The sequence below is a fragment of the Dyadobacter sp. 676 genome (assembly GCF_040448675.1).
GTDB lineage: Bacteria > Bacteroidota > Bacteroidia > Cytophagales > Spirosomataceae > Dyadobacter.
Genome location: NZ_CP159289.1, coordinates 5,329,610 through 5,346,967, shown reverse-complemented (window position 1 = coordinate 5,346,967; position 17,358 = coordinate 5,329,610). Strand labels below are relative to the sequence as shown.

The 17,358-nt window shown below is 52.4% G+C and carries 18 protein-coding genes; 10 read left to right on the top strand and 8 right to left on the bottom strand.

Features of this window, described 5'->3' with window-relative positions; genetic code table 11:
• The first annotated feature begins 152 nt into the window (after window positions 1-152).
• From ABV298_RS23770 to ABV298_RS23760, 3 genes are all read left to right on the top strand, one after another.
• On the top strand, window positions 153-1,679 hold the full coding sequence (locus tag ABV298_RS23770; RefSeq protein ID WP_353718644.1) for a Do family serine endopeptidase: 1,527 nt from the start codon (window positions 153-155) through the stop codon (window positions 1,677-1,679).
• A gap of 58 nt (window positions 1,680-1,737) precedes the next feature.
• Window positions 1,738-2,301: a DUF4136 domain-containing protein gene (locus ABV298_RS23765; RefSeq protein WP_353718643.1), complete on the top strand. Its 564-nt coding sequence runs from the start codon at window positions 1,738-1,740 to the stop codon at window positions 2,299-2,301.
• Between the two features lie 187 nt (window positions 2,302-2,488).
• Entirely contained in the window at window positions 2,489-3,799 is a 1,311-nt protein-coding gene (locus ABV298_RS23760; RefSeq protein WP_353718642.1) for a hypothetical protein, read from the top strand.
• A 104-nt stretch (window positions 3,800-3,903) separates the two neighbouring features.
• Here the strand turns inward: ABV298_RS23760 and ABV298_RS23755 are convergent, their stop codons facing one another.
• Window positions 3,904-4,179, bottom strand: coding sequence for a hypothetical protein (locus tag ABV298_RS23755; protein ID WP_353718641.1), 276 nt, complete (start codon window positions 4,177-4,179; stop codon window positions 3,904-3,906).
• The gene (locus ABV298_RS23750) at window positions 4,170-4,463 is read right to left on the bottom strand and encodes a hypothetical protein (RefSeq protein ID WP_353718640.1); all 294 of its coding nucleotides are present in this window, start codon (window positions 4,461-4,463) and stop codon (window positions 4,170-4,172) included. The genes ABV298_RS23755 and ABV298_RS23750 overlap by 10 nt, the downstream gene beginning before the upstream one ends.
• A gap of 165 nt (window positions 4,464-4,628) precedes the next feature.
• Between ABV298_RS23750 and ABV298_RS23745 the strand changes: the two genes are divergently transcribed.
• A complete protein-coding gene (locus ABV298_RS23745) occupies window positions 4,629-5,270 on the top strand; it encodes an HAD-IA family hydrolase (protein WP_353718639.1) in 642 nt (213 codons plus the stop codon).
• On the opposite strand, the gene ABV298_RS23740 is transcribed toward ABV298_RS23745, so the two are convergent.
• Complete coding sequence (locus ABV298_RS23740) at window positions 5,271-5,621, bottom strand: DinB family protein (protein ID WP_353718638.1); 351 nt, start codon at window positions 5,619-5,621, stop codon at window positions 5,271-5,273.
• Window positions 5,622-5,861: 240 nt separating this feature from the next.
• On the opposite strand from ABV298_RS23740, the gene ABV298_RS23735 reads away from it, so the two are divergent.
• Window positions 5,862-6,413 (top strand): NADAR family protein, encoded by a 552-nt coding sequence (locus tag ABV298_RS23735; protein ID WP_353718637.1) that lies wholly within the window; start codon window positions 5,862-5,864, stop codon window positions 6,411-6,413.
• A gap of 24 nt (window positions 6,414-6,437) precedes the next feature.
• On the opposite strand, the gene ABV298_RS23730 is transcribed toward ABV298_RS23735, so the two are convergent.
• Window positions 6,438-7,232 (bottom strand): class I SAM-dependent methyltransferase, encoded by a 795-nt coding sequence (locus tag ABV298_RS23730; protein ID WP_353718636.1) that lies wholly within the window; start codon window positions 7,230-7,232, stop codon window positions 6,438-6,440.
• Window positions 7,233-7,428: 196 nt separating this feature from the next.
• Between ABV298_RS23730 and ABV298_RS23725 the strand changes: the two genes are divergently transcribed.
• From ABV298_RS23725 to map, 3 genes are all read left to right on the top strand, one after another.
• The gene (locus tag ABV298_RS23725; protein ID WP_353718635.1) at window positions 7,429-8,244 is read left to right on the top strand and encodes a helix-turn-helix domain-containing protein; all 816 of its coding nucleotides are present in this window, start codon (window positions 7,429-7,431) and stop codon (window positions 8,242-8,244) included.
• Between the two features lie 168 nt (window positions 8,245-8,412).
• Entirely contained in the window at window positions 8,413-8,796 is a 384-nt protein-coding gene (locus ABV298_RS23720; RefSeq protein ID WP_353718634.1) for a VOC family protein, read from the top strand.
• Between the two features lie 210 nt (window positions 8,797-9,006).
• Window positions 9,007-9,771 carry a type I methionyl aminopeptidase gene (map, locus tag ABV298_RS23715; protein ID WP_353718633.1) on the top strand — a complete coding sequence of 255 codons (765 nt, stop codon included), beginning with the start codon at window positions 9,007-9,009 and terminating at the stop codon, window positions 9,769-9,771.
• Here map and ABV298_RS23710 read toward each other — a convergent pair whose 3' ends face one another.
• The 4 genes from ABV298_RS23710 to ABV298_RS23695 form a co-directional block, all read right to left on the bottom strand.
• Window positions 9,772-10,461: a hypothetical protein gene (locus ABV298_RS23710; protein WP_353718632.1), complete on the bottom strand. Its 690-nt coding sequence runs from the start codon at window positions 10,459-10,461 to the stop codon at window positions 9,772-9,774.
• A 137-nt stretch (window positions 10,462-10,598) separates the two neighbouring features.
• The gene (locus ABV298_RS23705) at window positions 10,599-11,447 is read right to left on the bottom strand and encodes a helix-turn-helix domain-containing protein (protein ID WP_353718631.1); all 849 of its coding nucleotides are present in this window, start codon (window positions 11,445-11,447) and stop codon (window positions 10,599-10,601) included.
• A complete protein-coding gene (locus tag ABV298_RS23700; protein ID WP_353718630.1) occupies window positions 11,407-11,718 on the bottom strand; it encodes a hypothetical protein in 312 nt (103 codons plus the stop codon). The genes ABV298_RS23705 and ABV298_RS23700 overlap by 41 nt, the downstream gene beginning before the upstream one ends.
• Complete coding sequence (locus ABV298_RS23695; RefSeq protein ID WP_353718629.1) at window positions 11,676-13,934, bottom strand: M1 family aminopeptidase; 2,259 nt, start codon at window positions 13,932-13,934, stop codon at window positions 11,676-11,678. The genes ABV298_RS23700 and ABV298_RS23695 overlap by 43 nt, the downstream gene beginning before the upstream one ends.
• A 169-nt stretch (window positions 13,935-14,103) precedes the next feature.
• Between ABV298_RS23695 and ABV298_RS23690 the strand changes: the two genes are divergently transcribed.
• Window positions 14,104-16,470: a prolyl oligopeptidase family serine peptidase gene (locus ABV298_RS23690; protein ID WP_353718628.1), complete on the top strand. Its 2,367-nt coding sequence runs from the start codon at window positions 14,104-14,106 to the stop codon at window positions 16,468-16,470.
• A gap of 100 nt (window positions 16,471-16,570) precedes the next feature.
• Window positions 16,571-17,356, top strand: a complete 786-nt coding sequence (locus ABV298_RS23685) for a DUF1080 domain-containing protein (protein ID WP_353718627.1) — start codon at window positions 16,571-16,573, stop codon at window positions 17,354-17,356.
• Window positions 17,357-17,358 lie beyond the last annotated feature (2 nt).

The following is a 17,358-nucleotide window of genomic DNA, read 5'->3' as shown; positions in this document are numbered from 1 at the left end:
ATGGCTGGTAGTGCATAAAGGGAGGGTCTTTGATTCCTCCTTTTTTATGATTCCGGAAAAACAAGGCCAACTACAAAATGTCTTCAGAATGTCCACAGGATTACGACAGGATTGCTATTGAAATTTGAATACACTTAATCAATTTAATAGCTATGTCAACATCCAGAAATTTTAGAAAAATTACCGCAATAGCCCTCGCATCCGCGCTGTTAGGCGGTACCTCCTATGCTACCTACGAACATTTCGGCAAACCCGACACTATTTCTACCTGGGTCAACAATGCCACCCCATTTGTAAGGCCTGCACGGCTCGACGGCAAAGCGGCTACGCCGGGCGCCGGCGCACCCGCTGCCATGATCCCCGCCGACTTTTCGTTTGCGTCCAAAAAAGCCACTGCGGCGGTCGTACACATCAAGTCGACGCTGAAACCGGAGCGCACGGTTAGTCAGATGGACATACCCGAGGAGTTCAGGGACTTCTTCGGTGATCGCAATCCGTTCGGCCAGCAGGCCCCGGACGGTAAAATGGAAAAACCGCAAGCCACAGGCTCGGGGGTAATCATCAATCCCGATGGATATATTGTAACCAACAACCACGTGATCCAGGGTGCCGAAACACTCGAAGTAACCCTGGCCGACAAGCACACCTACAAGGCCGAAGTAATCGGCAGCGACCCGAACACCGATATTGCGCTGATTAAAATCGACGCGAAGAACCTTCCGTCGCTGTCGTTCGGCAACTCCGAAAACGTGCAGGTAGGCCAGTGGGTGCTCGCGGTGGGTAACCCGTACAACCTCACTTCGACCGTAACTGCCGGTATCGTCAGCGCCAAAGGCCGAAACATCAATATTCTCGGCGAAAATGCCAAGGCGCCGATCGAATCGTTCATCCAGACCGACGCGGCCGTGAACCCCGGCAACTCGGGCGGTGCGCTGGTGGACCTGAACGGCAACCTGATCGGCATCAACACCGCCATAGCAAGCCAAACGGGCTCATTTGCGGGTTATTCGTTCGCGGTCCCTTCCAGCATTGCCCATAAAGTGGTGGAAGACATATCCAAATTCGGATCTGTACAACGCGGGTACCTGGGCGTGGGAATCAGCGAGGTGGATGCGGCAAAAGTCAAATCGTTTGACCTGAAAGTCGATGAAGGCGTCCGTGTCGAGAACTTCGCCGATGAAAGTGCGGCCAGGGAGGCAGGCATCAAAATCGGGGATGTGATCACCAAAATCGACGGCCACGACATTACCAGCGTGCCGCAATTGCAGGAAGCCATCGCCCAGCACAAGCCTTCCGACAAAGTAACCATGAATGTGAACCGCGACGGGGTCGAAAAAGCGATCACCGTGACGTTGAAAGGCATCTCGGAACCTTCCGCCGTCGAACGCCCTTCCCCGGCCGTGATGGAGCAGCTCGGTATCGAACTGAAAGACCTGACCAATCAGCAGAAAAAAGAGTATGGAATCGGTTCCGGCGTACAGGTGGCGCAGATCAATGCCGGCAAGATCCGTCAGAATACCGACATGGAGGAGGGTTTCGTAATTACCAAAATCGATAAAACACCGGTTGCCAATGCCCGGGAGGCCGTGAAAATGCTGCAAGGCAAAAAAGGCGGAGTGATGATCGAAGGGGTTTATCCCGGCAACGAGGAAACCCGGTACTTCGCAATCGGACTGTAATGTAACCCCGGTTTTCCGGGCTCGGAACCCGGAAAACCCTTCAAACGACCCTTTTAAAATGAAAAGGAAACTTATCTTGTTGGGAATGCTGACTGTGCTGAGCGCCGCGGTGTTCGCACAAAGTCCCCAACAGCCGGGAAATGCTTCCGGCAAGGCATTGACCTACAACTGGATTGTACCAGACATGAAAACTAACCAGAACCCGATGTATGCCAGCTCATTGGCACGCCATCACATTCAGGCAGCCTTCGATAAGGCATTGGAAAGCCGGGGCCTGACGCGCAATACCCAACACCCCGATTTGCTCCTGCAATTTCATACGTATACGCAACGCGTGCGCAGAAACTATTACGGAGGACCACCCTATCCCATGATGATGGGCTGGAGCCGGTTTGGCTGGGGACTCCCCTACTATGGCTTCGGCGGATATGGCGGCTACCCCTATTCCACGACCAGCACCGACGGTACGCTGGTCCTCGACGTGGTGGACACCAAAAGCGGGGATATAATCTGGCAAAAGGCGATTTCGGGTGATGTGAGCAATCCGAACCGGCTTGAAAAGCAGATTAACAAGGGTGTTAAAAAGCTGATGAAAAGTTTCCCTGTTCAGCAGCAGGGATAATTTAAAAGATATTTCCCGCAGGCATTTTCGTATTCACGGTTTCGGTTTGGGGGAATGTGGTGGGTCCGGAAAATTATGCGGGAAATTTATTTTCAAAATGGCCGGATCTTCAATTTTTCAACAGAATCGACCGATACCTTGGTATCATCAAAGTTCGGAAGCCATTCAATTTTAACAGTATCATACCATGAAACCGCTTCATTTGTTTGCCACTATTCTGCTCTCCGCCACCAGCCTTACCGGTTACGGCCAGGACGACCAAATGGTTGATAACGCGCAACAAAATATAGTTACTGACCAAAGCCTCCTCAAAGCCATTGCACCTTACAATGACGACGTACGCAACGATATCCTCGTTGCCACCCAATATCCCGACATTCTGGCTAAACTCGCGCAAATCCGGGAGAAAACCAGTGCCGGGTTCCTGCAAATCATTCAGGGTTACGCACAGAAAAAACAGAACTGGTTTTACGAGATCAGCCGCTACCCCGAGCTGATGCACCGGCTGGCGACGCTTCCGCGTAAAAATTCCCGTGAAACAATCGAGGGTATGCTGCCCGAACAGTCGACCGAATTGAAAGAAGCGGCCTGGAAGTTGTACCACAACCACCACGACGACCTGGTGAGAGTCGACAACCTCAATGAAGAAGCCAGCCGATCGTTCCAGGATATGATTGCCCCGCTTAGCCCAGATGCGCGGCAAGCTTTCAAAACCCTGGAAGAAATGCCGGACGCTCTTTCGCTGCTGAACGATCATTCCGACCTTGTGGCGCGGCTGGGCGAACGCTTCAAAGACAATCCGGCCGACGTGCGGCAAGACCTGGCCATGATCCACGACCAGATCGAAGCCGGGAACAAGGAGGAGCTTGCCGCTTATCAGGATGAATTGAAACAAAATCCCCAGGCCATGCAGGAGCTTAGCCAGGCTTCGCAGCAATACGCTACCCGGGGCGGTTACAGCTATCCCGCGCCCACCGGCGATAAAGTGGTGAATTATGGCAGCCCGTATTCTTACTGGTTCGGCTACCCTTACTGGTACGGCTCGCCGATCTGGTATCCCGGCCTGTATGGTTATGGCTCGGGTTTCTATTTTGGGTTAGGCGGATATCCGGTTGTGTATGCGATGCCTTCGCCGGGCTTTTCCAGATGGTTCTTTGGCGGGGCCTACCGGTATTATCCGCACCTGTACCGCCAGTATGACCATTACTACCACACCATTGCCCCTCGGCATTACGCGTATTCGCCGGGAACGGCGTTTATCGGCTCGGCCGCCAGGCATTTCAATCCGCGCGTCGGCTCGCGGTCCTATCTCTTCGACAGGGGCCCGTCGTTCCGGCCGATACCCTCACAAAGTTATCGTCCGATCACGCGGGGCAATACGTTCAGCACACCTTCGCGGTCCTATGGTTCGTTTGGCCCCCGCACCTTTAACGGAGGAGGCGGCGGATTTAGCCGGGGCGGTTTTAGCGGCGGCGGCTTCCGCGGCGGGCGGCGGTAAGACGTCCCCCGGGTGGTGGTTTGAAGATGACCTTTAAATGATAATTTACTTTGTTTAATCTGCCTTGGCAATCGATGCGAATATCGGCACCGATTGCCATTTACTCAGGAGGAAAGCTTATAAATCTCGCCGCGTCGGGCAATGATGATCACAATCATATCCGGATGAATGTATTTAACACCTATCCGGTAATCGCCGACACGAATCCTGTAATACTTGGCGCCTTTCGCTCTACCACGCATCAACGCATAGTCGACGCCGGATGATTCCAGATTACTTGCTGCTTTAAGTTTTATCAAAACCTGCTTCACCGACTGCTGAACCCGGGCGGGCAATTTGCTGAGCTCCTTATAAAATCTTTCGGCGTATACTATTTCCATCCCATCCGTTTAAAAAGCTCTTCGTGGGTAATGGTCGCGTCATCCTCCCGCTCATCCATTTCGGCAGCCATGAGATAATCCTGTACGTCCTCGTTGTCGATAATTGCCGCCAACTTCTTTATTTCTTCCAACGTGAAAGTTTTCCGGTTCTTCTTCGCCGAAAAATTGACGGTAGTCAGCCCTAGTTTACCGGCCAGATAATCATTGCGATACCCGGATATCTCAATTAGTTCTCCAATGTTCATAACAATGCGTTCGTAGCGTTTTACAGTTTCATTCATCATTGTCAAGGAGCTTTGAGTAGATAGTGGAATACAAATGTGTCAATAATTATCTACAAGATTGTTCCAGATTTCAGACAAACATACTTTCGAAACCAATTCTGATTATACAAGTGGAAATCACAAATTATCCCCACATCTTTACGGCAAACCTTTAAGATATTTTCCATGCAGACCAGCGATCTCAAGATCCTCTTTTTCGACATCGGCGGCGTCCTTTTAAGCAATGGCTGGGGCCATGAGTCCCGCATCCTGGCGGCCGAAAAGTTCGGCCTCAACTATAAGGAAATGGACCAGCTCCACAATTTCATATTCAATGTGTACGAAATCGGTAGCGTCAACCTCGATCAGTACCTTGACACCGTGATATTCAACCACCCGCGTGATTTTGTGCGGGAGGATTTCAAGGAATTCATGTATTCGCAGTCCGTGGAATTGCCGGGAATGCTGGCCTGGCTCAAAGAATGGAAGAAAGATTGCGGTTTCCGGATCATTTCCATCAATAACGAGGGTAAGGAATTGAACGATTACCGCATTCAGAAGTTCAAACTACACACCTGTTTCGATGCATTCATTTCGTCGTGCGAGGTAAAAATGCGCAAGCCCGACCCGCGCATTTTCGAGTTGGCGATGGGCATCGCGCAGGCAACGCCCAGCCAGTGCGTGTATTTCGACGACCGCATTATGTTCGCCAATATGGCTAAAACCCTGGGATTGAGGGCCTACCAGCATACCAGTTTCGAATCGACGAAGGAAATCCTCGAAGAGCTCAAAAAAGAACAGTTCGACCGGTTCGGTCCTCCCCGCTGATCAGAATGTGCGGTCGTCTGCCGACGGGCCGTAAATCGACGGAACGGCGATGTCTTTCAGCCGCATATAAACCGTCAGTTGTCCGCGGTGATGCACCCAGTGGTTGATCGTCGAACCGATACCCTCGCGTTTGGGCTGGGTGAACAGCACCTGGCCCTGCCGTTTGAGATAGAAGGGAGCATCGAGGTCATCGTCGCTGGCACCCGCCAACGACTTTTTGGCGCCGTCGAAAACCTCCTCGAAATGGTCGAGCAATTCATCGGTTGTCGTGAATTCAAAACGTTTGTAAGTGGCAAAATCGACTTCGCCCTGTTCCACCATAAAAGTGATCCACAGGGGGGATCTCGGCAACCAAAAGAGCCAGGTAACCCAGTTCCATGGATCTGGGATGCGGCTTAAAGTCAAACAAGGTCACCGGAATGCGTTCCAGACACTTACGGGTCGAAATGTACTCCGCTTCCAGCTCTTTGATGTAGGCGTCGGTTAAGATTCTGTTGCTCATAGGATAGTTGTTCTTTTTTTAAACGATTTATAAAAATAGTGCCGCAAATCCCGGTCGGGAAATCAAACGGCAAACGCTGTGCCGCCGCAATGAAATACGATCTCGAATGGCTCCTGGAAAAGTCAAACCAGGATTCAAAAATGAAGTTCCTTCATTTCTGGGGCCACCAGCCCGCAAAGATCGGATTGATTACCCGGTCATGCCTAAGCCAATGGTGGCACGCGCCGTTTACAATTGGCGGCGTACAGTATCGCACCGCCGAGCATTGGATGATGGCCGAAAAGGCCCGTGTGTTCGGTAATGATGCATTGCGCGACAAGATCATCGCCTGTCATTCACCCGGCGAGGCAAAAGCACTAGGCCGAATGGTCCAGAACTTCCGGGAGGAGGTTTGGATGGAAAACCGGTGCGCGATCGTGCTCGAAGGCAGTATTCAGAAATTCAGCCAAAACCCCGAACTCCGCGGGTTCCTGTTGAATACCGGCGCGAGAATCCTGGTCGAGGCGAGCCCCGTGGATCCGGTCTGGGGTATCGGTTTAGCCGCCGACGATCCGCATGCCGCCGACCCGCGGAAATGGAAGGGTCTCAACCTGCTGGGATTTGCCCTGATGGAAACCCGGGATATTCTCACAGACCGATAGCTCCTATACGTTACTTCCGCCGCATCATAAAGTCAAAATCGCGATACTGGTGCCGCCAATGTGCCTGAGGCCCCTGAACCGGCTGTCGTGCTCGTAAAGCTCGTTAAGCGCCGTCCAGACGCCCGGCCAGTTGGTGTAGTCGTGCCAGATGATAAGGCCCCCCTTCCGCATGATAGGGAACACTTTCTCACTGTCGTTCAACACATATTCATAGGCATGCGAGCCGTCGATGAAGGCCACATCGACCGAATCCTTGTATTCGTCGAAGGAAAAAGAAGCGGAATCGCCAAACACCTGCCGGATTTTGGAAGCGGCCGGGTGCCCGATAAAGCGCTCACCGGAAACCTCTTTTTTTACATAGCGCACTTCTCCGTCCTCGATATCCATTTTGGTGCTAGCCAGCTCTCCCGCAGGAAGATCGAGCGTTACAATCTCGGTGTCGCTGCCGCTGTTGAGCGCCATATTCAAAGTAGTCCTCCCCTGGAATGTCCCGATTTCGAAAATGCGGCGGGGGTTCCATTTTTTCACCAGATTGCTGATTACTTTGAGCTCGAACTCGGTGGTATGCCCGAAGCCGCACTCATATACGCCTTCGTACGCAGCCGCATCGTTGCCAAAAAGTTCGAAAACATCGGTTTTGGGGATAACAAACGGGTCCATCGGCGTATCGTCGCCGGAAGGTTCCTGGCCACTGCAACTGTTGTACAATTTCAGCAGCTCATCCCTGAAACCGGAATGCAGCATGCCGAGCGTGAGTGTGTAGCCTACCCTTTTCACAACGCCTGCATACAGGCGCAGATTGTCAAATGCTTTGCTCATAGTTGTGTATGTGTTAAATTCAACGCTGCATGGCAATCGAAATGTCCCGGATTTTGTCACCGGAAAGAATTAATAAACGGCAGCAAACAGAGTGAAAGTATTGATTTACAAATAAATATGTTTTTATCAGATTTCAAAATCCGTGCCACACAGATCATCAAAGCCCATCACTAACTCCTAAAAAGGCCCGAGCCGAATGTTTCGAACGCCAGATATCCGCGGGTTGTACATACCCATTCAACCGACCGTCAGGCAGTCGGCGGAGCGGGTGACTTACCAGGAGTTTCTCCCCGATCCGGCCTTGCAGGGCATTATTTACTGTTACTGGCAATTACGGACTACGCTTCGGCTCGATGAGCCATTTACCTACCGCGTCGTAGCCGACGGCTGCATCGATATTTTTTTCGAGCTCGATAATCCCGCCGAAAATTTCGTCATGGGATTTTGTAAAAAGTACACCGAATTCCCGCTCGAAAACAGTTTCAACTACGTGGGTGTACGATTTTTACCCACGATGTTCCCCCAACTCTTCAAAATCAACGCCGCCGGGCTCAGCAACCGCTTTGAATGCCTGGATGCGGTGGTACCCGAAACCGCCCGGTTCATTTCCTCGGATTTCGGCGCCGGATTGTCGACGGAACAAATAGCGGCACGGCTGGACAATTACTTTCTCCGGCTGGCGGCCGGCGTCGGCTTCAACCACGATCCCCGTTTTTATCATGCATTATCCATTATCCTGCAAAATTACGGCGTGTTGAATGTCGAAAAAGACCTCGATACCGGCCTGAGCCCGCGCCAGCTGCGCAGGTTGTTCGAATATTACATCGGCGACTCGGCCAAAACATTCAGCCAGGTCGTGCGTTTCCAGAACATCCTCCGCGCAAAACCTTCCGGGCAGAGCCTGCGCGAAAACAAGCTCTTTTACGAAAACGGCTACTACGATCAGGCGCATTTCATCAAAGAATTCAGAAACCTTTACGGCGTGACACCCGGGAAGGCGTTCGGGCGGTGATTTTGTCCGTTTTTTACAATACAGCCTTCCTTCCCCAACCGAAATTTGTATCGTCGACAATACAAAACGGTCAGTATTATGAAACGGCTCATCACCCTATTCGCGTTAGCGTGCATCTGCTGTAACGCTTTCTCTCAAACCATTTCATCCACTCAAACCAAACAGAAAATGAAACTGAACGCGGGCATTATCACTTCAAAACTAGCCGAAACCAAGGCATTTTACACCGAAACCCTCGGATTCGGCGTGACTTTCGAAAACGAATTTTACCTGTTGCTGCACACGCCGGACCGCGGTTCGGAAATCAGCTTCCTGCTGCCCGACCATCCCTCACAACAACCGCTTTTTCACAAAGCGTTTCAGGGACAAGGAATGTACCTTACTATCGAGGTGGACGACGTCGATAAGCTCTACGAAGAATTGAAACAAAAAGGTACGGCTATCCAGATCGGGCTCCGCGACGAGCCCTGGGGCGACCGGCATTTCGCTGTTCTCGACCCGAACGGCATCGGCATCGATTTTGTCAGATATTTCCCGCAGCAAGGCAACTAGCCGAGTTTGCAGGCAAGATGTATATTGCCGGAGACATCCGCCGAAATTTCCCGAAACATTTCCATTTTTAAGTGTTACCTTGAAACGCATATCGAAGTAACGCCGCGACGGCCATAAGCGGATTTGTCCCTTCCGGGACCGCGCTTGGCCTGCCAGTACGGCCTTGCGAAGAATGCAAGGGAAACGCTTAATCAATATATCGACTCACGTATGTCTATTACCAAAGAATACGAACTGACAGGAATGCAGGAAGCCAGCCGGGCGGTGGCTACCACCTTGCGTGCCATGCGCGAGCACGCCAAACCCGGAATGACGGCCCGGGAGCTCGACGAGTTCGGAGGAGAAATGCTGAACAGCCTTGGGGCCAGGTCGGCGCCTAAACTTACCTACGGTTTCCCGGGCTGGACCTGTATCAGCATCAACAACGAGGTTGCCCACGGCGTGCCTTCGGAACATAAGGTGTTGCGGGAAGGCGATCTTATAAATATCGATGTTTCAGCCGAATTAAATGGGTTTTGGTCAGATAATGGCGGCTCGTTCGTACTCGGCCGGGATATACACGGTCACGGGAAGCTGGTCGATGCCTCCAAACGCATTCTGAACAAGGCGCTCGGGCAGATCAGGGGCGGCGTCCGGATCGCCGATATCGGGCGTTTGATCGAAACGGAAGCGAAAAGATCGGGTTACAAGGTGATCAAGAACCTGACGGGCCACGGAATCGGGCGCAGCCTGCATGAAGAGCCGCACGAAATCGCCAACTATTACGATCGCCACAACACTACCCGCTTCCGTAAAAACAGTGTCGTGGCTGTGGAAACTTTCATTTCAACGCTATCCTCCACCGCCGCCGCGGATCGTGACGGCTGGACGCTGGTAGGCTCGCGCGGCGGATATGTGGCGCAGCACGAGCACACGATCGTCGTGACGGACGGCAAGCCGGTCATTCTGACTGCGATGAACGGCATTTTCGACTGATCATGACCAGAATCCCTGGACCTGTATTCCAAGCGGCGGCTGTTCCCGCTTTTTGAGCTCCTTACGCAAGCGGATGCAGGTAGGAATGTGCCCTGAAATGTAGATGTTCGAATTGGCCAGCGGCCTGTCGCTGGTCCATTTGAGCATCGAGGCCAGCCCGCCGTCGCCATTCTTTTTCACCGGCTGGATTTTCCAGTTGAAATATTCCCTAAACTCCTCGCGGTGATTTTCATGCGCGATGGTGATGGCCCCGCTGATTTCCCGGGCGCCGGCCAGTTGCTGCAAAGCCAGGTAATGCCCTATGCTGCTCATATCGCCGAACACTACCATTTCGCCATTGGCCGCCGGCCTGTGCATGGTTGCTCCCACGCCTACGTAGGTAACGCGGTCGCCCGTGCGAAGCGAGCGGATCAACTGCGCGCCCGGGCCATCCTGTTCGGCATTGATGTATAATGTACAGGTGCGGATGTCCGCGTCCCACCCGGCCGGTGTATAATCGCGGTAAATGCCTTCGCCAACGCGTACCTTAATATGCTGGACGCGTTTCCAGCCGCTCATATCCATATCGGGAAAGTGGACGTCCACTTCGAAAAAGGTAGCGGGCTCCCAGGCCCTGATCGCCAGGACGGTCCCGGTTTTGCCGAAGGCGGTTTCGAGCAGGTGCAGCGCTTTCTGTTTGATGATGTTCATTTTTCGTGCGATTGGTGTTGTTCCCTGGCTGACGGTCCAGCCGAAATTTTACTTTACAAAACAACACGCGCGGGCGCATCGGATAAAGGGAGCAAGACAGGGAATGATTGGATAAATCGCGGTTTTAATCACGCCCCCTATCTCCGGCATTCATTTCGGAACTGTCCCGCCGACCGCCCCGAAACTTTACGAAACAACCGGGAAAAATAGGCGTGATCTTCATAACCCAACCCGAAAGCGATCTCCTTAATACTCAAATCAGTATAATAAAGCAGCCTTTTAGCTTCCATCATCACTTCATTCTGAATCCAGTGGCTTACCGGCTGGCCGGATGTTTCTTTCACCACCTCATTCAGATACGACGATGTGATGTTGAGCATTCCCGCGTATTCAGAAGGACTTTTCACTGTTTTGAAATGCTGTGACAAAAGTTTGCGAAACTGTGTGGTGATCGACGACGGCCGCGATTGCACGGTCTGCTGCAAGATCTCGCGTTCAAAAAGCGAAGTAAAAATGCCCAGGCAGGTTTTCAGCATCGACTGCACCACCTGCTGGCCGTATTCGCCAGGCGATTGGTACAAATCCAAAAGCAAACCCAGGCTGCGTGTGAGCATATCCGCCTGCCGGGTGTCGACGCTCACCGGAAACCCGTGTAATGCATATTCGTCGACCACCGACCTGTGATGCTCGTCCAGCAGGCTCATATCCACAGCCAGAAACCAGCCGTAGGAACCTTCGGTGTGCAAAGGATAATGGACCTGGCCGGGCAGGATACAAAACACCCCGCTTCCTTCCAGCTCCACTTCCCGAAAATCGACCATCAGGCGCGCGCGTCCGTCTTCCTGAAAAAAGAAATTACCATAGTCGTCGCGGTGCGCGTCCATGTGGGGCGCATTCATCCGGTTCATCCGGTCGATCCGGTGCATGGAAATCCCTATTCCCGACTCATTTTCCAGATAATGCAGCGGAATGCTCTTTTTGGGCATGGTTTGCAGAAAGTTTTACTGAACGATCGAGCAGGTCGGTCGCTTGCAGAATTTTGTTTTTTAAAAAGTAGGGATAATCCGGATGCTCTTTCAAAAAAGTGCGGACAATACCGGCCGCTTCCAGAGAAGTATGGCCCGCGAATGTATTGTGCAGCCAGCGCGTGGGAAAGAAAATGTCGCCGGTAAGCTGGATTTCCTGCAACAGATCGAGTGACGGCCGCAGGTATTTTACCGCGCTCTGCGCCCGTAGCGGATGGTGCAGGTAGAGCAATGCATCCAGTACCCGGCTTCTTTTTCCCGGTTTTCTTCTTTTTTCAACGACTCGAAAAATGCATCGCGTTCCGCCTCACTCCGGCTCAATGCCGGTATCACAAACTGCATTCTGGCTTTACGGTCGGGGTTTCCGGTGGCATTCAGCTGCTCGTCCAGGATGGCCTTGCCGTCGCTTTTCCCTTTCAATGCCAGCTCGTAAGCCAGCGCGATTTTGTCTTCTTCCGAAAGCGCAAGGCCTTTCACCTGCAACTTCCCCGTCCATAACCCATGCAACCGCTGCCAGCCGTCGTCTGTTTCTGCCAGCGCTTTGAACGCACGGAAATAGGACGTCTGAATGCCTTTGTCTTTGGTTTGGTTTAAAAGTTGCCAGAGTACCTGCTCTGCACGCTCCTGATATGCTGCGCGCTGCCCGACGTTCAGGAACACCCACCAGCTGCTTTGTAAATTACCCAGCAGGTAATCGACCAGCAGCGGGTCATGCTCTTTGGGCAATGCATTCAATATGTAATGCACCAACTGCTCCGGCGCCGGTCCATCACCGCGCAGTAATCCTTCCCAAATATTCACCAGCATCGCGCCCTTGAAAACCGGATCGGACGACACCGCATTTGCATTACCATAATTCTCAAAGAACCACGCTTTGGAAGCCGTATCCATTTTGAAATAACCATAGCCAGCACCATCGCTATTGGGAAAAACCAGGCGGCCGTTTTGAATAGATTTCAAAACCAAAGGCTGCTCCCACACACGCCCCGACGCAGAATCCTTCGCCTGAACCAGTTTACCCGCGTCCATGTCATACTCTGGCATTCCGGGCGTTTTTACCCATACATTACTCCATCCGGCGATGTCCTGCGGCGTGCGTTTGTCGATAATGCCGATGAGATCGTCCCAACGGGCATTGCCGAAAGCGTAGGTTCCAAGGTATTCGCGGAGGCTTTCCCGCATCATTTGCCGGCCGATTTTCCGTTCGAGCTGCCGCATCACAATGGGCGCTTTCATGTAAATGATCGCCCCGTACAAGGTTCCGGCGTTTTTCAGGTTCTCCAGTTGTTGCAGAATCGGGTTGGTGCCCGCCGTACGATCCACTTCGTAGGCATTAGGATAATGTGCCAGCAGAAAGCGCAGCTCGTGATCGATTTCAGGGAAGCTCGGGTGGACTATTTTCGCGGCCATGAAATTGGCAAAAACCTCTTTGAGCCAGACGTCGTTGAACCAGTCCATCGTAACCAGGTCGCCGAACCACATGTGCGCCGATTCGTGGGCGATCACGCTCGCACGCGCCATCCGGCGATTGACGGATGCGTTTTCGTCCAGAAAAAGTGCCGGTTCGTTATAAAAAATAGCGCCGGGATGTTCCATTCCGCCATATTGAAATGAAGGCAGCAATACGAAATCGAACTTCCCGAAAGGGTAACCGATGCCTGTGTAGTCTTCGAGCCAGGCAAGTGACCGGGCATGAAGCCGGAACACCTCGTCGCTGTTACGGTTGACTTTTGCCGTGTCCGTCTCCCGGTAGTACATCGTCATTTCCCGGCCATCCGCCACTTTGCTCTTTTTGAAAAATTTACCTGCCGAAAACGCAAAAAGGTAAGAACTGATCGGCTTCGTTTCGCCGAACCGGTAGATACGCCTGCCTTTTTCCTGTCCGCGGGCCTCCAATTCCCCATTCGAAACCGCCTCCCAGTCACCGGGCGTTTTCAGCGTTAGCTGGTAGGAAGCTTTCAGGTTGGGCTGGTCGAAAAGCGGAAAACAAGTTGAAGCCCGGTCCGGAACGAAAAGTGTGTAGAGATAGTCGTCGCTCCGGTTCAGCGACTGGTCGCCCGCGGTAAAATCGATGCTGACCTCGTTTTTGCCCTTGTTCAAATACCTCGCTTCGATGACGATATGCTCATTCACAAACCGGTATCCGATCTTTTGGCCGCCCACCCGAACCTCCTGCAAATGGCCCGCATCCGCATTGAAATCCAGCACCAGCGCCAAATCCAGGGCATTCAGATGAAACGTGATCGTCTCTTTACCCATGATTCCGGCCGTCTTCCCCAACGGAATGTCCAGCTCGATTTTATAGCGGATACTGTCGATATGTTGCCTGCGATATTCGTTCAGCGCGAATGAGACCCCTTTTTCAGGAACGGAGCCTTGCGGTGTAGTGCATGAAGAAGCGGCCCAAACAAAGGCTGTGCAGAAAAGTAAGGAGTATATGGTCGTCATCGTGTCCAAAAATAGCATTTCAATTTTAAAGCAATGCGAAACAAGGCGCCTATTCTGCCGGGAAACGTAACGTTTCGTATATTGGGACGAACAATAATCCACCTGATCAAAGCGGCCCCCTTCCGGGAAGAAAATTTGCTGACAGCATTGCATTTTCATAATTTCAAACATGAACCATTTTAACAAATTCATTTTTTTCGCTTCACTTTTCTTTATCAATAACCTCAATGCCCAATCCCTGACGCCCCTTACCGTCGAGAAAATCATGCGCGATCCGAAAATGTGGATGGGAACTTCCCCTACCGATATTACCTGGGCCGACGATTCCAAAACAGTGTATTTCAACTGGAACCCGGACAAGAACCCATCCGATTCGCTCTATGCCTATTCGCTGGCTGCGAAAAAGATCAGTAAAGTGTCCCCGGCCGACAGGCGGCGGATCCCCGGCAGAAGCGGTGTTTACAATCGCAATCGCTCACTGCGCGCATATGAAAAGAATGGCGACATTTTTGTGATCGACTATAAGGACTTCACTATCCGCCAGCTTACCAATACTACCGAACGCGAGACCAACCCGGCATTCAGCGGGGATGAAAGTGCCGTCATTTTCGAGCGAGGCGATAATCTTTTCAGCATCGGCCTGGGGTCGGGGCTCGTAAGCCAGCTTACGGATTTCAAGACGGGAACCGGGAAGGCCGACGGCAAGCCCGGCGAGCAGGAAAAGTTCCTGAAAGCCGATCAGCTGGCCATATTTGAAGTTTTGAAAGAAAGAAAAGACAAAAAAGATGCGGGCAAAAAGATTACGGACGCCGGCAAACCCTGGCGTCCCAGGGAAATTTATCTTGGAGATAAGCAGGTATCGAACCAGCAGGTAAGTCCCGACGGGCGGTTTGTCACCTACCGGCTTACCCGACGCGATAAAGATGCCAAGTCGACGATTGTGCCCAATTATGTGACGGAAAGCGGTTTCACCGAGGAGATTCCGGCCAGAACAAAAGTAGGTGCGCCCGAATCGGAAACAGAGTTCTGGGTATACGATATTAAAAAGGACACTACCCGGAAAGTAACAACTACCGATATTCCCGGCATTTACGACAAACCCGATTATCTGAAAGATTATCCCAAACAGGATTCCGCCTGGAAGAAAAAGGAACGCAAGGTCATTTTCCACGGACCATTCTGGTCGGAGAATGGCCGGAATGCCGTGGTGGTAATCCGTTCGCTGGATAGCAAGGACCGCTGGATCATGACGTTCGATCCTTCGACGTCCGGATTAAAACTTATCGACCGTCAGCGCGACGAGGCCTGGATCGGCGGGCCGGGCATTGGCAGCTACCCGCAGGCGGCCGGTGAAATCGGCTGGCTCGACGATCAGACAATCTACTTTCAGAGCGAGGCCACCGGTTACTCGCATTTGTATTCGCTTAATATCGCAACCTGGAAGAAAAACGCATTGACCTCCGGCCGGTTCGAAGTACAGAACGTAGTACTTTCGAAAGACAAAAAGACGTTCTATCTGATTACCAACGAAGCACATCCGGGTGAGCAACACATTTACCGGATGCCGGCAGCGGGCGGCCCGCGGACGCGCCTCACGCATACGCCCGGCGCACACGAGATGACCCTGTCGCCCGACGAAAAGAACCTCGCCATCCGGTTTTCGAAAAGCAATAGGCCCTGGGAGCTCTATCTGCTGGAAAACGGGATCGCAAAGAATGCGCAACCGGTGCAGGTTACGCATTCCGTTTCTCCCGAATTTCTCTCCTATCCCTGGCGGGAGGCGAAGGTAGTGACTATCAGGGCGGGCGACGGACAGGATATTTACGCCAGGGTATACGAACCGAAACGATCGAACGGCAAAGCGGTGATATTCGTCCACGGGGCGGGCTATTTGCAGAATGCGCACAAATGGTGGAGCCAGTATTTCAGAGAATACATGTTCCATAACTTACTCACCGACAAAGGCTATACGGTCCTGGATATGGACTACCGCGCAAGCTCGGGCTACGGCCGTGACTGGCGCACGGGCATTTACCGCTTCATGGGCGGCAAAGACCTCACCGATCATACCGACGGCGCCCAATGGCTTGTCAAAACCTATGGGATCGAACCCGCCAGGATCGGCATTTACGGTGGTTCCTATGGCGGGTTTATCACATTGATGGCGCTTTTCACCACGCCCGATGTTTTCGCGGCAGGCGCGGCATTGCGGCCCGTTACCGACTGGGCTGCATATAACCAGTCGTACACAGCCAATATCCTCAACGAACCACAGGCCGACAGCCTGGCATACCGCAAAAGTTCGCCCATTTACCATGCCGCCGGTTTGAACAGTCACTTGCTGATCTGTCATGGGATGGTCGATGTGAATGTGCATTACCAGGACGTGGTGCGGCTCTCGCAACGGCTCATCGAGCTGGGTAAAAATAACTGGGAGCTGGCCTCCTATCCTATGGAAGACCACGCGTTTGTGGAAGCATCGTCATGGACCGACGAGTACAAGCGGATTTTAAAGCTGTTCGAAGAGAAATTATGAGGGAAAACCGTCGTGGGCGAGTAATTCTAAAAAAACCGCCTCTTATATCCGTTGCCGAGCCATTTTCCGGCGCAAACCAATACTCAAACAAACCACAACAATGAACGGAAATCTTCCAAAACTGAAACGCATAATCCTCGGCCAGGCCATCGCTGCCCTGGCTTTTACAGGACTCGCATATGGACAGGTAGGCGTGGGCGCGAAGCCGCCCAAAGGCGCAGAAGTGTATCTTGACGGCAGCCGCAAAATGCTCGACGAAAAATGGGTCTACTGGGAAGGCCCGCGCTTTGCCGCCAAACCTCCGATAAAATGGACGGTGGTAAACGATCCTATCGACAAGGGAACGGTAATCAATTGCAATGATCCCGCCTCCGCCGGCGGACTGTACGGGGCAGCCGACATTGTTACCAAGAAGCAATTCAGGGACTTTCGGGCGCATGTGGAGTTTCTGATCACTAAACCGGGTGGTAATAGCGGCGTTTACCTGCAAAACCGCTACGAGATCCAGGTGCTCGACGGCGATACCACCTCCCATGGAATGGCGGCGGTGATCAATGAGTCCAAATCACCCTATTATGCCTATAACGGGATCGGGAAATGGAATTCGTATGATATCCTTTTCCGCGCCGCGCGTTTCAAAGACGGCAAGCTGGTAGAACAGCCGATGGTCACTTTGTATTTCAACGGCAAAAAAGTACACACCAATCAGAAGATCAGCCAGGTGTGGGGCGGTCCTAATTCGGGAATCGATGGCGGCAACGACGGCGGCAAAGGCATTACCGACACGCCCGGCGGCCTGAAACTGCAATCGGAAGGGCACGACGTCTATTACCGCAATATCTGGATCAAAGAGGAGAAACTCGATAAGGCGGATACGGATTTCTGATG

What these genes read in the sequence shown, in the direction of transcription:
- ABV298_RS23770 (WP_353718644.1), top strand. Translation starts at nt 153, where the DNA reads ATGTCAACATCCAGAAATTTTAGAAAAATTACCGCAATAGCCCTCGCA.
- ABV298_RS23765 (WP_353718643.1), top strand. Translation starts at nt 1,738, where the DNA reads ATGAAAAGGAAACTTATCTTGTTGGGAATGCTGACTGTGCTGAGCGCC.
- ABV298_RS23760 (WP_353718642.1), top strand. Translation starts at nt 2,489, where the DNA reads ATGAAACCGCTTCATTTGTTTGCCACTATTCTGCTCTCCGCCACCAGC.
- ABV298_RS23755 (WP_353718641.1), bottom strand. Translation starts at nt 4,179, where the DNA reads ATGGAAATAGTATACGCCGAAAGATTTTATAAGGAGCTCAGCAAATTG.
- ABV298_RS23750 (WP_353718640.1), bottom strand. Translation starts at nt 4,463, where the DNA reads ATGATGAATGAAACTGTAAAACGCTACGAACGCATTGTTATGAACATT.
- ABV298_RS23745 (WP_353718639.1), top strand. Translation starts at nt 4,629, where the DNA reads ATGCAGACCAGCGATCTCAAGATCCTCTTTTTCGACATCGGCGGCGTC.
- ABV298_RS23735 (WP_353718637.1), top strand. Translation starts at nt 5,862, where the DNA reads ATGAAATACGATCTCGAATGGCTCCTGGAAAAGTCAAACCAGGATTCA.
- ABV298_RS23730 (WP_353718636.1), bottom strand. Translation starts at nt 7,232, where the DNA reads ATGAGCAAAGCATTTGACAATCTGCGCCTGTATGCAGGCGTTGTGAAA.
- ABV298_RS23725 (WP_353718635.1), top strand. Translation starts at nt 7,429, where the DNA reads ATGTTTCGAACGCCAGATATCCGCGGGTTGTACATACCCATTCAACCG.
- ABV298_RS23720 (WP_353718634.1), top strand. Translation starts at nt 8,413, where the DNA reads ATGAAACTGAACGCGGGCATTATCACTTCAAAACTAGCCGAAACCAAG.
- map (WP_353718633.1), top strand. Translation starts at nt 9,007, where the DNA reads ATGTCTATTACCAAAGAATACGAACTGACAGGAATGCAGGAAGCCAGC.
- ABV298_RS23710 (WP_353718632.1), bottom strand. Translation starts at nt 10,461, where the DNA reads ATGAACATCATCAAACAGAAAGCGCTGCACCTGCTCGAAACCGCCTTC.
- ABV298_RS23705 (WP_353718631.1), bottom strand. Translation starts at nt 11,447, where the DNA reads ATGCCCAAAAAGAGCATTCCGCTGCATTATCTGGAAAATGAGTCGGGA.
- ABV298_RS23695 (WP_353718629.1), bottom strand. Translation starts at nt 13,934, where the DNA reads ATGACGACCATATACTCCTTACTTTTCTGCACAGCCTTTGTTTGGGCC.
- ABV298_RS23690 (WP_353718628.1), top strand. Translation starts at nt 14,104, where the DNA reads ATGAACCATTTTAACAAATTCATTTTTTTCGCTTCACTTTTCTTTATC.
- ABV298_RS23685 (WP_353718627.1), top strand. Translation starts at nt 16,571, where the DNA reads ATGAACGGAAATCTTCCAAAACTGAAACGCATAATCCTCGGCCAGGCC.